The following is a 15,606-nucleotide window of genomic DNA, read 5'->3' on the forward strand; positions in this document are numbered from 1 at the left end:
CAGTGCGTTAAGGTTTTCGTGTTTTTAAGCTGGGTGGTCATCATTCTAATTAAACTACTTTTGGTGATTCGTCGCAGGGCGAATAGGGGGAAAAGTTGAATATACTTAGTTATTTACAGAAGATTGGCCGGGCCTTGATGGTGCCGGTTGCTACACTACCCGCCGCAGCAATCCTGATGGGGGTAGGTTATTGGATCGATCCGGTAGGTTGGGGCGGCGACAATGCGTTGGCGGCGTTTTTTATCAAATCGGGCTCGGCAATCATTGAGAATATGTCAGTACTCTTCGCTATCGGCGTCGCGTACGGCATGTCCAAGGATAAAGACGGTGCTGCTGCACTCACTGGTTTCGTCGGTTTTCTGGTGTTAACCACACTTTGTTCTCCGGCAGCAGTTTCCATGATCCAGAAAATTCCTTTGGCTCAGGTTCCGGCTGCATTTGGCAAAATCAATAACCAGTTCGTCGGTATCCTGGTCGGTATTATTTCAGCCGAACTCTATAACCGCTTCAGTCATGTTGAGTTGCCGAAGGCACTGTCTTTCTTCAGCGGTCGCCGTCTGGTACCGATCCTCACCTCGTTCCTGATGATCCTGGTGGCTTTTATCCTGATGTATATCTGGCCGCTGATTTTTAACGGTCTGGTGACTCTGGGTATGCATATCCAGCATCTGGGTTCTGCGGGTGCCGGTATCTACGCCTTCTTTAACCGCTTGCTGATCCCGGTGGGTCTGCATCATGCACTAAACTCCGTGTTCTGGTTCGACGTAGCGGGTATCAACGATATTCCAAACTTCCTCGGTGGTCAGGAATCCATTAACGCAGGCAAAGCTACCGTGGGCATTACCGGTCGTTATCAGGCTGGTTTCTTCCCAATCATGATGTTTGGTTTGCCTGGTGCAGCACTGGCTATTTACCACTGTGCTCGCCCGGAAAATCGGGCAAAAGTCGGCGGTATCATGTTGGCGGCGGCCTTTGCTTCTTTCTTTACCGGTATCACCGAACCTTTGGAATTCTCCTTCATGTTCGTTGCCCCGGTGCTCTATTTCATCCACGCCTTGCTGACCGGTGTATCAGTATTTATCGCTGCCAGCATGCATTGGATTGCCGGCTTCGGTTTCAGCGCCGGTCTGGTGGATATGGTGCTCTCTTCGCGTAACCCGCTGGCTACCCAGTGGTATATGCTGATCCCTCAGGGTCTGGTGTTCTTTGTTGTTTACTACGTGGTGTTCCGTTTCACCATCAAGAAATTCAATCTGTTAACTCCTGGGCGTGAACTGGCCGTAGCTGGTGACGAGAGCGACGGTTATAACGTCGATGTGGAAACCCCGGCGAGCAGCAAGGCCGATGAAACCGCCGCGCTGGCACGTCGTTATATCAGCGCTATCGGTGGATCTGAAAACCTCACCGGTATTGATGCCTGCATTACCCGCCTGCGTCTTAACGTTAAAGACTCCGGGCTGGTTAACGAAACCCTGGCCAAGCGCCTGGGGGCTTCCGGTGTTATTCGTCTGAATAAACAGAGTGTGCAGGTGATTGTCGGCACGCGTGCTGAAATCATTGCCGGTGCCATGCGTACCGTAATGCTTTCGGGGCCGGTGGCAGCAGTAACCGCTGCTCCAACGGCTGCCGCAGTGGCAGAGAGTCCGGTGCAGGCCGTAGTCAAAAGCAATAAACCGATCGTTGAAAAGTTGGTTTCGCCAATCACCGGTGATGTGGTAGCTCTGGCTCAGGTGCCTGATGAAGCCTTTGCCAGCAAAGCCGTCGGTGACGGTGTGGCAATCCGCCCAACCGGTAAAATTGTAGTGGCACCGGCTAACGGCGTGGTGGTCAAAATCTTTAACACCAATCATGCGTTCTGTCTGGAAACGGAAGCAGGGGCAGAAGTGGTGGTGCATATGGGTATTGATACCGTTGCGCTTAACGGCCAGGGTTTTACTCGCCTGGTGGAAGAGGGTGAAACGGTTACCGCAGGACAGCCGATCCTCGAGCTGGATCTGGCGTATCTCAATGCCAATGCACGTTCGATGATTAGCCCTGTCGTGGTCAGCAATATGGACGATTACTCTGGTCTGGCAACATTGGCCACGGGTACCGTGGTGGCTGGTGAAAGCGTGTTGTATGAAATCCAGGCAAAATAAGTCCGGGTGGCATTAAGACCAGGGAGGGAAGAGAGAAATCTCTTCCCGTTTTTTTATTTTTACCGGCCGTGTCGGTGCTTTAAGAGAAAAAAACTTTTTATAAATCCAAATTTGGAACTTAAGGGTTGTTTCCCGGCGTGGCTTGTTGGAACATATGCGGTTAGTCTTTCGAGCTTTCGTTCGCGTAGAGGAATTCAACAATGAGTGAGGCTGAAGCCCGCCCAACAAATTTTATCCGTCAGATTATTGATGAAGATCTGGCATCGGGAAAACACAACGCCATCGTCACGCGTTTCCCCCCTGAGCCAAATGGTTATCTGCATATTGGCCATGCAAAATCGATCTGCCTGAACTTTGGTATCGCCCAAGACTATCAGGGCCAATGCAACCTGCGTTTTGATGACACCAATCCGGTAAAAGAAGATATCGAGTTCGTCGAGTCGATCAAAAAAGACGTGCAGTGGCTGGGATTCGAGTGGAGCGGCGAGGTTCATTACTCCTCTGACTATTTTGATCAACTGCATCACTATGCGGTTGAGCTGATCGAAAAAGGCCTGGCCTATGTCGATGAATTGTCACCGGAGCAGATCCGTGAATATCGTGGCAACCTGACGGCACCGGGTAAAAACAGCCCGTTCCGCGACCGCACGCCGGCTGAGAACCTGGCGCTGTTTGCCAAAATGCGCAACGGCGAGTTTGCTGAAGGCAGTGCCTGCCTGCGCGCCAAAATCGATATGGCATCACCGTTCTTTGTGATGCGCGATCCGGTGCTGTATCGCATCAAATTTGCCGAGCATCATCAGACCGGCAATAAGTGGTGCATCTATCCGATGTATGATTTCACCCACTGCATTTCCGATGCGCTGGAAGGGATCACCCACTCACTCTGTACTCTGGAGTTCCAGGACAACCGCCGTCTGTATGACTGGGTATTGGATAACATCACCATCCCATGCCATCCGCGTCAGTATGAGTTCTCTCGCCTTAATCTTGAATATTCCATCATGTCCAAGCGTAAGCTGAACCTGCTGGTAACCGACAAGATTGTTGAGGGGTGGGACGATCCGCGTATGCCGACCGTTTCCGGCTTGCGTCGTCGTGGTTATACCGCAGGCTCTATTCGCGAGTTCTGCCGTCGTATCGGCGTGACCAAACAAGATAACAACGTCGAGATGATGGCGTTGGAGTCCTGTATTCGTGACGACCTGAACGAAAACGCCCCGCGCGCCATGGCGGTGATCAACCCGGTTAAAGTGGTCATTGAGAACTTTACCGGTGATGCCGTGCAGTGGGTCAAAATGCCAAATCACCCGAACAAACCTGAAATGGGTTCGCGTGAAGTGCCATTTACCGCCGAGGTTTATATCGATCAGGCGGATTTCCGCGAAGAAGCCAACAAGCAGTACAAGCGTCTGGTTCTGGGCAAAGAAGTGCGCCTGCGCAATGCTTACGTAATCAAAGCTGAACGTGTTGAAAAAGACGATCAGGGTAATATCACTACGATTTTCTGTAGTTATGATATCGATACGTTAAGCAAAGACCCGGCTGATGGCCGTAAAGTCAAAGGCGTGATCCATTGGGTATCGGCATCTGAAGGCAAAGCGGCGGAATTCCGTTTGTACGATCGCCTGTTCAGCGTCGCTAACCCGGGCCAGGCGGAAGATTTCCTGACCACCATCAATCCTGAGTCGCTGGTTATTGCTCATGGTTTTGTTGAACCGAGCCTGGCCGACGCCGCCGTTGGCGTAAGCCTGCAGTTTGAACGTGAAGGCTACTTCTGTGCCGACAGCGTTTATTCCAACGCTGACCACCTGGTATTTAACCGTACCGTTGGCTTGCGTGACACCTGGGAAAGCAAACCTGTCGCTTAAGGGTGCACAGGATTGACTGATTAAAAACGTGTTTGATGACAAAGTCGTCTTGATGATCGAGATACCCGGGCATAGCACACCTAGGGGCGCTCCGGCGGGCAAGCCCGCTACGACCCCAACGGTGCACTCTCCCTAATAACGGGCTTTGTCAGCAGTCTGAAACGCAGCTTCGGCTGCGTTTGAGTTTGATGACAAAGTCGTCTTGATGATCGAGATACCCGGGCATAGCACACCTAGGGGCGCTCCGGCGGGCAAGCCCGCTACGACCCCAACGGTACACTCTCCCTAATAACGGACTTTGTCAGTAGTCTGAAACGCAGCTTCGGCTGCGTTTTTTGTTTGGTAACAAAGTCGTGTTGATTATTGCCGGGCACAAATTGCAGGCATAAAAAAACCGCCTTGCAGCGGTGATTTTATAATCAGCTCTGAGCCGAAAAATTAACCTTTGCCGTGCAGGGTTTCATCTTCGCGGCAATCACCCAATTCGCAGTGGCCATAAAGATAAAGACTGTGGTTGGTCAATTTAATACCATGCGCTTTGGCAATTTCACGCTGACGGGCTTCGATAGACTCGTCGCGGAACTCGATCACCCGACCGCAGTCAAGGCAGATCAGGTGGTCATGGTGATGTTGCTGGGTCAGTTCAAAGACTGATTTGCCGCCTTCAAAGTTATGGCGGGTAACAATGCCGGCGTCATCAAATTGGTTAAGCACGCGGTAAACCGTTGCCAGACCAATTTCTTCGCCCATATCAATTAATTCTTTATATAAATCTTCCGCACTGACGTGATGACCTGCCGGAGCTTGTAACACTTCCAGGATTTTCAGGCGCGGAAGCGTGACTTTTAAGCCGGCTTTCTTCAGTGCGGTGTTGTTGTCAGTCATGCGGATTCTGTCCTGTCACTATGCTTAGCTAATCACGTTAAGGCATCTGTATACCCGTCATATTGGAAGCAGATGCTGCGTGGGCTACATCACTCATCACCATGACTTACCTGGGTAAGATAATCGCGATGTGTCTGTTTGCTGCCTTGCTGCAACTGCAACCTGTCGGGGTATCTGGCCTATGCATCGATTGGCACAAAAATTTAACGTTCCATTATAGAACTGCCGGTACTAAATGAAAACGGTGGGCTGTTAACAAAGATCGTTTATACCATAAAGATATAGCAGCCTGAATAATGGCCCGAACGATAAAAACAGATAACCTAAGTGTACCTTGATACCGGCGAAAGTTACAATTTTGTAGCCGATAAAATGTTAATTTCAGTAATAGCCAGGCCCTTTCACCCTAAAGGTCACGGATTCAGAGCCTTGGTCTTTTAGTGAGATTAACCGACAATCTCGGACAGACTCAATTCCTGGCTGATTTGTTTAACCCAGGTATCTACCCGTTGCTGGGTCAGCTCGGGTTGTCTGTCTTCGTCAATAGCCAGACCGATAAAGTGTTTATCGTCCGCCAGTCCCTTTGAGGCTTCGAAATGGTAGCCTTCGGTCGGCCAATGGCCCACAATCACCGCCCCACGGGGTTCGATAATGTCGCGAACGGTGCCCATGGCATCACAGAAATATTCTGCATAGTCTTCCTGGTCGCCGCAGCCAAACAGCGCTACCAGCTTACCTTCAAAATCTATCTCTTCCAGCGTAGGGAAAAAGTCGTCCCAGTCACACTGTGCTTCACCGTAGTACCAGGTTGGGATGCCGATCAGCAGAATATCGTATTTCTCCAGATCTTCTTTGCTGCTTTTAGCGATGTCCTGTACGTCGGCCACATCTTTGCCCAACTGTTTCTGGATCATTTTTGCGATGTTTTCGGTGTTTCCGGTGTCGGAACCAAAGAAGATACCTACTACTGCCATAAGCTTATCTAACCTCTTGTTCTGCAATAGACTCATAGAGTCTGTTTTTACGTCCGCGGCGCGCGAGTCAATAGACGCTGGATGATAACAAACTCAGCGTACTGAGAACATTATTCTCGTGACTAACCTGATTGATAACCCGTATTTTATCGGGCATTTCCAGCAAGCGTTATCGCCTTTGTGTGCTCGACGTCCTGAAACCTCGATCAGGGGGAAACATCGACATTAATCAATTATATCCTTTCAAAAAACGAGGTTTCCCGCAGAAATAAAAAATAGCCATTTAGACGATGAAGTTTTGTTTTGTGCCGCCGATAGATCACCCGAGAGCTTTCTCAACATTATAATGAAATCGATGTACTGAGAATTATTCTTGTCTGCTGTGCTGCCTTCACGGACCATAGTGCCAGATCCTCAGTATCCTCCCTCATTTACACCACGGAAACAGTCATGTTTCGGGAGAGGCACCGTGCAATTTTTAAAAGATATTACCGTTCGTAAGGCACTATTAACGATTCTGGGGCTTTTTTGCCTGATGTGGGGCGGAGTCTCCGCTTTCACCGTGTCTTCTTTGAACGGTCTGATCCACACTTCTGAAACCAGCAGTTCACTGGTTGATAATTTGACATTAATTAATAAAGGCAATGATCAATATTTCCGTACCGTAACCCGTTTAAGCCGCGCCATGGGCACTCTGAGCGCAAAACCCGATTCTGGCCCGGAGATTTTTGCGCCGACAAAAGAAACGCTCGATGGCCTGAAAAAAGCGCTGGCGGATTTTAAGAGTACCTCGCATCAGGGCATTGAAGACAGCCGGGTACAGGAACTGCTGAATAACTGGCAAAAGCTGGTGGATCAGGGTGTTGATCCGCTGTTTCAGGCGGCTACCAGCAAAAATATTACCGCCTATACCGATCTTGCCAACAATACCGTTCCACCGCTGAGTCGCGATTTTGGTAATTCAATCAGTAAACTCAGTGTCTACATTGACGATCAGTTTAATCAGGCGCAGGACTTGTCGATCCATGTGACCAATATGACCAAGTTCACCACTATGGCGGCCTTTGTCGTTGGCATGTTGCTGCTGCTGGTCACTGACCGTTATCTGGTGATGGCGCTGGTCAAACCGCTGAACAAAATCTGTGCCCAGTTTGAGATGATTGCCCGCGGGGATTTGACTCAGCACCTGGCCGAGTTTGGTAAAAACTGTGCCGGTAAACTGATCCCGCTGCTTAATGCCATGCAAGACAGTTTGATCAATACCGTACAGACCATCCGTGACTCGACCAATAGTATCTATCAGGGCGCGTCTGAAATTTCTGCCGGTAACAACGATCTCTCTTCACGTACCGAACAGCAGGCGTCGGCGCTGGAAGAAACCGCCGCCAGTATGGAGCAACTGACTGCTACCGTAAAACACAATGCCGATAACGCTCACCATGCCAGCCAACTGGTCGTTGAAGCTTCCGATACCGCGCAACGCGGCGGGAAAATTGTTGGTGATGTGGTGGCAACCATGAAAGATATCTCCGGCAGCTCGAAGAAAATCGCCGAAATTACCACGGTGATTAACAGCATTGCCTTCCAGACCAATATTCTGGCGTTAAACGCGGCGGTTGAAGCGGCGCGAGCTGGTGAACAGGGGCGCGGTTTTGCAGTGGTGGCCAGCGAGGTCAGAAATCTGGCGCAGCGCAGCGCCCAGGCCGCCAAGGAAATTGAACAGTTAATCAAAGAGTCGGCTACGCGGGTCGATAATGGCTCGGCACTGGTGGAAAATGCCGGTCAGACGATGCAGGACGTGGTGCGTTCCATTGCGCATGTAACGGATATTATGGCAGAAATAGCCTCGGCATCCGATGAGCAAAGCAAAGGGATCAGCCAGGTGGCGATTGCGGTTACGCAGATGGACAGCGTGACCCAGCAGAACGCCGCATTGGTACAAGAGGCTTCGCAGGCAGCCATCTCTCTGGAAGAGCAGGCGGGAATGCTCAGTCAGGCCGTGGCGACCTTTAAATTGCAGGATTCGATAAGTCAGGTTGGACAGTTAAGAAGACCAGAGGTGCAGTCGCTGCGCAAACCTGATCTGCTGCTGGCATCGTCGAAAACCCAGGATAATTGGGAGAAATTTTAACCGCGAATGGGGTCAGCAGGTTTGAGTAACGTGCGGGTAACCTAAGGGTTACCCGCCATCAGTCCGTCAACGCCGCCATTATAGCCAGCATAAAGGCAAGCTTAGTCTTGCTGAGTATGCAAATGTGCCAACAGCATCTGCTCAATCAGTTCACTGCGACTGATATTTCGTTGTTCCGCCAGCTTATTCAATGCATCGACAGCTTCAGCATTAATTTTCAGTTCTACGCGACGTAAACCGTTGTTTTTGTCACGGCGAAGCTGATTACGCTTGTTAATTCTCAGCTGTTCGTCGCGGGAAAGCGGATTTGTTTTTGGACGTCCCGGACGGCGATCCTCAGCGAACAGATCGAGCGTCGTGCGATCCAGTTGTTCTTTTGCCATAGGTAGCGATACAACTAGGGAAGTTACATCGAAAAGCGGTGATACCCGGTTATTTCAGGTATAAACCTCTGTTGCGATGAGGTGATTGACACATTTCAGGCCAGGCGTGATACAGCCTATATACCCTAACCCAATTTGCCTGACACGCTGGAAAAACACACCCGGCGCAGGGGGCAAAATTACAGCGCGCAATCATACCCCAGTGCCTATCTCCCCACAACGCCTAACTGCCCTGAAAACCCGCTAAGTTATTAGGATTAGCCGTTTTTTGTACAGTCCCGCCTTTCACTGCCGAGTTTTATCCGGCTGACGCCTTTATGGTTGATCAATAAAGCGATGAATAGTGCGCAGCACCGCCTCGGGTTTTTCAGCATGAACCCAGTGGCCACTGCCGGCAATAACGTGCGCCCTGGCCTGCGGAAACTGACGCATAATCGCCGCGCGATAGCTATCCTGTAGATATGAGGATAAACCACCGGCAATAAACAGGGCCGGATGCGGCCAGGCGGGCACTTCATTCCAGCCGATGATATGGGGATATTCTGCCCATAGTGCCGGGACATTAAAGCGCCAGTCACCTTGCTGGAAAGATTTCAGCAAAAACTGAATCACGCTCTCTTCCTTGATAAAAGAGCGCATACATTGCGCCGCCCCGGTTCGGTCGCTAATACCCGCGGCGGTAACGGCATTGAGTGCGGCAAAAATTTCATCGTGACGGCGAATAGCATAATCCACCGGGGCCATATCAATGACCACCAGTTTATCCACCCGTTGCGGGGCGAGGGCGGTGAGCGCCATGGCAGCCTTGGCACCCATGGAGTGGCCAATGATGATCGCTTTTGCAATACCGGCATCATCCAGGGTTTGCAGCAGATCTTCGGCCATGGCGGCGTAGGTCATCACCGGCGAACGGGGTGAAAGCCCATGATTGCGTAAATCAACCTGCAGCACGGCATGCTGTTGTTGCAGATCGCGCGCCAGCACGCCGAGGTTATCCAGGGTGCCAAACAGGCCGTGAATCAGCATAATGGGCAATGCCTGGCTGTCAGGATTGGCACAAGGTTGCAGTCGATAGTGTAAGTTCATGGCAAGGTCCGTACAGACATTTATTACAGGTAAGGATCTCATTAGGTTATCATGAGTTGCAGAAGATTTTCTGTCAGATGCTTGAGTGGGATATAGCAATGCGCACAGCGAGTCAAAACAGATGGGTATTTATCTGCTTTTTCTCTTTTGGCGCGAATTCGCCTTTTTGTTTGCGCAGTTTAATTTGTATAATCCTTTGAATAAATTAAGTAGAAAAACAGTACTGGATAAAGATGAAAACGATCGAGGTTGATGAAGAGCTATACCGCTATATCGCAAGCCACACTCAGCATATTGGTGAAAGTGCATCGGATATTTTGCGGCGCATGCTGAAGTTCACTGCTGGGCAAGAAATTCAGACTCCAGCCAAAACCAGCGCTGTGCCAGCGGAAAAAAGCGCTGTGGTGGCCAACACGCCACGCGATCGCGTGCGTGCGGTGCGTGAGTTGCTGCTCTCCGATGATTATGCCGATCAAACCAAAGCGGTTAACCGTTTTATGTTGATCCTGTCTACCTTGTACAATCTTGACCCTAAAGAATTTGCCGTTGCCACCGATTCGTTGCATGGTCGCACGCGGACCTATTTTGCCGGTGACCAGCAAACGCTGTTGCAAAACGGCATCCATACCAAGCCCAAACACGTTCCAGGAACGCCGTACTGGGTGATCACCAATACCAACACAGGTCGTAAACGCAGCATGGTCGAACATATCATGCAATTGATGCAGTTCCCTGTGGAACTCACCGATAAAGTTTGCGGCACCCTTTAATTCAGCATCAGGGAGAAGTGCCAGTGGCTAATCACCCCCGTGCCGGGCAACCCGCCCAGCAAAGCGATTTGATTAACGTTGCACAACTGACGTCTCAGTATTACGTGTTGCAACCAGACCCGGCCAACACGGCTCATGCGGTAAAATTTGGTACCTCAGGACACCGTGGCAGCGCAGGGCGTCACAGTTTCAATGAATCCCATATTTTGGCGATCGCGCAGGCTATTGCTGAAGTGCGCAAAGAGCAAGGCACAACGGGCCCCTGCTACGTAGGTAAAGACACCCATGCGCTGTCTGAACCGGCATTTATTTCCGTGCTGGAAGTGCTGACTGCCAATGGCGTTGACGTTATTGTGCAGCAAGACAATGGTTTCACCCCAACGCCTGCCGTGTCACACGCGATACTGACCTACAACCAGCAGCATAAGGCACAGGCGGACGGCATCGTTATCACCCCTTCACATAACCCACCAGAAGACGGCGGTATCAAATACAATCCGCCAAACGGTGGCCCGGCAGATACCAATCTGACCTCGGTGATTGAAAAACGCGCCAACGCCTTACTGGCCGCCAATCTGCAAGGCGTTAATCGTCAGACTTTAGATAAAGCCCGCCAGGGTGGTCATCTGCATGAGCAGGATTTGGTGCAGCCTTACGTTGAAGGCCTGACCGATATCATTGATATGCCAGCTATTCAGCGTGCCGGTTTGAAGATTGGCGTAGATCCGCTGGGCGGCTCGGGCATTGCTTACTGGCAGCGTATTGCCGAGCATTACAAGCTGGATCTGACGCTGGTTAATGATTCTATCGACCAGACTTTCCGCTTTATGCATCTCGACCATGATGGCGTGATCCGTATGGATTGCTCGTCGGAATCGGCAATGGCCGGTTTGCTGGCGCTGCGCGACAAGTTTGATCTGGCTTTTGCCAACGATCCCGATTACGACCGTCACGGCATTGTTACGCCAAAAGGCCTGATGAACCCTAATCATTATCTGGCGGTATCCATCAACTATCTGTTCCAGCATCGTCCACAGTGGGGCGCTGACGTTGCCGTCGGTAAAACGCTGGTATCCAGTGCGATGATCGACCGTGTGGTTGCCGATCTGGGCCGTAAACTGGTGGAAGTGCCGGTGGGTTTCAAATGGTTTGTTGATGGTCTGTACGATGGTAGCTTTGGTTTTGGCGGCGAAGAGAGCGCGGGGGCTTCCTTCCTGCGCTTTAACGGAACCCCATGGTCAACCGATAAAGATGGCATCATCATGTGTTTGCTGGCGGCAGAAATTACCGCAGTAACCGGTAAAAACCCGCAGGCGCACTACGATGAACTGGCCAGCCGCTTTGGTGCGCCGAGCTATAACCGTATTCAGGCCCCGGCCAGCCACGCTCAGAAAGCGGCGCTATCCAAACTCTCGCCGGAGCAGGTCAAAGCCGATACGCTGGCGGGGGATCCGATCACCGATCGTCTCACTGCGGCACCGGGCAATGGCGCGTCCATTGGCGGTCTGAAGGTGATGACCAAAAATGGCTGGTTTGCCGCCCGTCCTTCCGGTACCGAAGAAGCCTACAAGATCTATTGTGAGAGCTTCCTTGGCGCTGAACATCGGCAGCAAATCGAGAAAGAAGCCGTGGATATCGTCAGCGAAGTGCTGGCTAACGCCAAATAATTCTCGACTCTGAAACCATCTCAAACTCAGCGCTGTTTATACAGTGCTGAGTTTGATGACAAAGTCGTCTTGATGATCGAGATACCCGGGCATAGCACACCTGGGGGCGCTCCGGCGGGCAAGCCCGCTACGACCCCAACGGTGTACTCTCCCTAATAACGGACTTTGTCGGCAGTCTGGGCGCTGTTTATACAGCGCTTTTTTTATGCGTATAATTTAGATATAAAAATCAGCTATGGGTATAGCGGGTTCAGGGCATAAAGCGATAGCCAACGCCGGTTTCTGTCAGCAAATGGCGAGGCCGGGCGGCGTCATGCTCAAGTTTTTGCCGTAAATGGCCCATATAGATGCGTAAATAGTGGCTGTGCTCCACGTAGTTCGGCCCCCAGACGTGGCTAAGCAACTGGCGCTGGGTGATCACTTTGCCGCTGTTGGCCAGCAGCTCGGCCAACAAACGGAATTCAATCGGGGTGAGGTGCAGATCTTCACCGTTGCGCTGCACGCGGCGGTTAATCAGATCCACAGTCACGTCGGCAAAGCCGATTAACGGGCTTTCCTGCTGCACCCCGGTATGGCGACGCAGAGAAACGCGTACCCTCGCCAGCAGTTCGCCGACGCCAAAAGGTTTGGTTAAAAAGTCATCGGCTCCGGCATCCAGGGCGGCAATTTTATCCGCTTCGCTGGTCCGCGCCGAAAGGACAATAATCGGGATGGTACTCCAGTGACGCAAATCGCGAATATAGTCCAGGCCATCACCGTCCGGCAGGCCGAGATCGAGCACAATCAGATCCGGCTTGCGGGTGCCTGCTTCAATCAGCCCGCGCTGTAAGGTTTCACTCTCAAAAACCTTCATGCCTTCCCCTTCCAACGCAGTACGAACAAAGCGTCGGATCTCTTTTTCATCTTCAACTATCAGGATATGAGCAGGGGATGTGGTCACGGTTCCTCGCTAATCAGTCGGTGATCCCCGGGTTTTCAAGAAGCCAGCCCTGGGCATCTGGCGTCTCAAAATCTTGAGGATCAATGGTGGGCAGTGTCTCCAGCGGCAGCAGAAAACAGAATTTAGCGCCGCCATGAGGATCGTTTTCTGCCCAGATACGTCCATCATGGACATCAATAATGGCACGACAAATAGCTAAACCCAAGCCAACGCCAGGGATAGCCGACTCTTTATTACCGCGCGAGAATTTTTCGAAAATACGTTGTTCCGCTCCGGCCACGATCCCCGGACCATTATCCGCTACGGTGACCTCCAGCCAATCTTCTTTGGCTCGGGCCTTAATGCTGATTGTGGCCTGGACACCGGCATATTTATGGGCGTTCTCCAACAAATTGATAAATACCCGTTCGATCAGGCTGGCGTCGCAGTTAACCAGCAGTATCTCCGCAGGGAGATCAATCAGTATCTGATGATTGCTCAGCAATGGATCCAGCATACGCAGCGCGCTACCGATAATCTCTTCTATCGATTGCCACTCTTTGCGTAAATTAAAGCCGCCGGACTGAATACGTGCCATATCAAGCAGGTTATTGACCAGCCGGGTGGTACTCAGCACCTGCTGGCGGATCTGGCTGGCCTGCGGGGCGTGTGCCGAGCCTTCGCTGGCTAAATCCAGGGTAAGGATCTCGGCCTGACCAAATAACACCGTCAATGGGGTACGCAGATCGTGGGACAGTGCTGCCAACAGTGAATTGCGCAACTGCTCCCGTTCGGTTTCCAGTCGCGCACTCTCGGCGGTTGCCGCCAGGTGCAGGCGTTCCAGGGCATTGGCAATCAATACCGTGAAGGTTTGCAGCAGACGTTGCTGCTCCGGCACCAGCAACTGGCGAATATTATTTGGCTCCACCGCCAGCAAACCGAAAGATTTGCCGGAGGCAACCAGCGGCATCAACTGATAAGGGACACCCGGCAAGGTGTCGGTACCGGCACCGGCGGGAGACTGTTTGTCAAAGCTCCAGCGGGCAATGGCCTGATCGACGATAATGGTCTGTCCGGCGGCGACCTCGGCTTGTTGCAGATTGCGGCCATCTTCCTCCTGTGGCAGCAAAATAGCCGTTTTGGCATGCAATGTGCTGGAGATAAAATGCCGCCCCGTCTGGGCAATAGCCTGCGGGGTCATTGCCTGACTCAACGCTTTGGACATTTCATAAAGATGTCGCGCACGTATCTCCCGGTGGCGGGCAATCCGTGCCTGATAGCGTACCCCGGCGGTGAGATTACCGATCAGTATGCCGACGATCAGCATAATGGCAAAGGTCAGCAGATATTGTGCATCGGTAACAGCAAAGGAGCCGCGTGGGTCGACAAAAAACAGATCAAAGCTGGCGACGTTAATAACTGCGGCCAACACTGAGGGCCAGCGGCCATAGAACAGCGCAACGATGGCCACCCCCAGCAGATAGACCATGATCAGGTTGGCAGGATCAAAGAAGGGATTAAGCCACTGCGAGACATAGGTGATCAATGCACACATGGCGACGGCGACGCCACAGCCCTGCAACTGGCGGCGAAAACGTTCGCTAAAGCTGCGTGGATCCTGCTCTTTGCGTCCGACTGCCGTTGGCGTATCGTCAATGCTGACAATCAGTAAATCCAGTTCGGGACCAATTTTCGCCAGGCGTTCGGTAAGGGTTGCCCCCCATTTTAGCCGCCGCTCGTTGCGCCGGCCCATCACAATCTTGCCCAGATGATGTTCACGAGCATAGCGCAGGATAGCTCGTTCTTCGTGGGGTTCTGACAGCGTGGCGGTTTCAGCTCCCAGTTCCTGGGCCAGTTTCAGCGTGCGTAAAATCGCCCGCCGCTGGCCTTCCGGTAGCCGGTGCAGGCGCGGGGTTTCGACATAGATCGCATGCCAGCTACAACCCAGTCGCGCCGCCAGACGGGCAGCCACTCTGACCAGCTTGTCGTTACCGCTGCTGTGACCAATACATAACAGCAGGGCGTCGCGAGTATGCCAGACGCGATCGGCACCATGAGTATCGCGAAACTCGCGCATCTGATCGTCAACCCGGTCGGCAGTACGCCGTAACGACAGCTCGCGCAGGGCGATCAGGTTGCCCTTGCGAAAGAAGTGCTCAATGGCGCGTTCAGCCTGGCCGGGAATATAGACTTTGCCCTCTTTCAAGCGTTGACGCAGGTCGTCCGGCGGTAAGTCCACCAGTACCACTTCATCAGCCTGATCAAAGACATGATCGGGCACGGTTTCGCGGATGATAATCCCGGTGACGCCGCTGACCACATCATTCAGGCTTTCAAGATGCTGCACATTAATGGTGGTAAAGACATCTATACCGGCATTAAGCAGCTCTTCGACGTCCTGCCAGCGCTTGGGATGGCGAGAGCCGGTAGCATTGGTGTGCGCCAGTTCATCCATTAATATCAGGCCCGGATGGCGGGCCAGGGCGGCATCGAGATCAAATTCGCTAAGTTGTCGTCCGCGATGGCTGATGCGCTTGGGGGGTAAAATATCAAGCCCAGGCAGCATGGCCTGGGTCTCTTTACGACCGTGCGTTTCGACTACGCCGATCACCACGTCCAGCCCGGTGGCGCGCAGTCGCTGCGCCTCTTGCAGCATGGCGTAGGTTTTGCCTACGCCTGCACAGGCTCCGAAGAAGATCTTTAACTGACCGCGCGGCTTTTCGTTGGCCAGCGCCAGCAGGCTGTCCGGGTCAGGGCGTTGAACATCTTCATCTACCATACT

11 protein-coding genes are annotated in these 15,606 nt (G+C 52.2%); 5 read left to right on the top strand and 6 right to left on the bottom strand.

Annotation, left to right across the window (positions count from 1 at the left end; genetic code table 11):
* The first annotated feature begins 95 nt into the window (after window positions 1-95).
* Window positions 96-2,138 carry an N-acetylglucosamine-specific PTS transporter subunit IIBC gene (gene nagE / locus GW590_RS05370; protein WP_169401973.1) on the top strand — a complete coding sequence of 681 codons (2,043 nt, stop codon included), beginning with the start codon at window positions 96-98 and terminating at the stop codon, window positions 2,136-2,138.
* A gap of 200 nt (window positions 2,139-2,338) precedes the next feature.
* On the top strand, window positions 2,339-4,009 hold the full coding sequence (gene glnS, locus GW590_RS05375; RefSeq protein WP_169401974.1) for a glutamine--tRNA ligase: 1,671 nt from the start codon (window positions 2,339-2,341) through the stop codon (window positions 4,007-4,009).
* A 438-nt stretch (window positions 4,010-4,447) separates the two neighbouring features.
* Here the strand turns inward: glnS and fur are convergent, their stop codons facing one another.
* Window positions 4,448-4,894 carry a ferric iron uptake transcriptional regulator gene (gene fur, locus GW590_RS05380; protein WP_169401975.1) on the bottom strand — a complete coding sequence of 149 codons (447 nt, stop codon included), beginning with the start codon at window positions 4,892-4,894 and terminating at the stop codon, window positions 4,448-4,450.
* Between the two features lie 446 nt (window positions 4,895-5,340).
* Window positions 5,341-5,868, bottom strand: coding sequence for a flavodoxin FldA (gene fldA, locus GW590_RS05385; RefSeq protein ID WP_169401976.1), 528 nt, complete (start codon window positions 5,866-5,868; stop codon window positions 5,341-5,343).
* Between the two features lie 469 nt (window positions 5,869-6,337).
* Here fldA and GW590_RS05390 point away from each other — a divergent pair, with 469 nt between their 5' ends.
* Window positions 6,338-7,999, top strand: coding sequence for a methyl-accepting chemotaxis protein (locus tag GW590_RS05390; RefSeq protein WP_169401977.1), 1,662 nt, complete (start codon window positions 6,338-6,340; stop codon window positions 7,997-7,999).
* A gap of 101 nt (window positions 8,000-8,100) precedes the next feature.
* Here the strand turns inward: GW590_RS05390 and ybfE are convergent, their stop codons facing one another.
* A complete protein-coding gene (ybfE, locus tag GW590_RS05395) occupies window positions 8,101-8,382 on the bottom strand; it encodes a LexA regulated protein (protein WP_169401978.1) in 282 nt (93 codons plus the stop codon).
* A 315-nt stretch (window positions 8,383-8,697) separates the two neighbouring features.
* Window positions 8,698-9,468 (bottom strand): esterase, encoded by a 771-nt coding sequence (gene ybfF / locus GW590_RS05400; protein ID WP_169401979.1) that lies wholly within the window; start codon window positions 9,466-9,468, stop codon window positions 8,698-8,700.
* Between the two features lie 233 nt (window positions 9,469-9,701).
* On the opposite strand from ybfF, the gene seqA reads away from it, so the two are divergent.
* Together seqA and pgm are read left to right on the top strand one after the other, a co-directional pair.
* Window positions 9,702-10,238, top strand: a complete 537-nt coding sequence (gene seqA / locus GW590_RS05405; protein ID WP_169401980.1) for a replication initiation negative regulator SeqA — start codon at window positions 9,702-9,704, stop codon at window positions 10,236-10,238.
* Window positions 10,239-10,261: 23 nt separating this feature from the next.
* A complete protein-coding gene (gene pgm, locus GW590_RS05410; protein WP_169401981.1) occupies window positions 10,262-11,905 on the top strand; it encodes a phosphoglucomutase (alpha-D-glucose-1,6-bisphosphate-dependent) in 1,644 nt (547 codons plus the stop codon).
* Between the two features lie 250 nt (window positions 11,906-12,155).
* Here pgm and kdpE read toward each other — a convergent pair whose 3' ends face one another.
* Window positions 12,156-12,845, bottom strand: coding sequence for a two-component system response regulator KdpE (kdpE, locus tag GW590_RS05415; protein WP_169401982.1), 690 nt, complete (start codon window positions 12,843-12,845; stop codon window positions 12,156-12,158).
* Between the two features lie 13 nt (window positions 12,846-12,858).
* Window positions 12,859-15,603: a two-component system sensor histidine kinase KdpD gene (gene kdpD, locus GW590_RS05420; protein WP_169401983.1), complete on the bottom strand. Its 2,745-nt coding sequence runs from the start codon at window positions 15,601-15,603 to the stop codon at window positions 12,859-12,861.
* Window positions 15,604-15,606: the final 3 nt, after the last annotated feature.

The organism is Rouxiella aceris, assembly GCF_012933545.1.
Lineage (GTDB): Bacteria > Pseudomonadota > Gammaproteobacteria > Enterobacterales > Enterobacteriaceae > Rouxiella > Rouxiella aceris.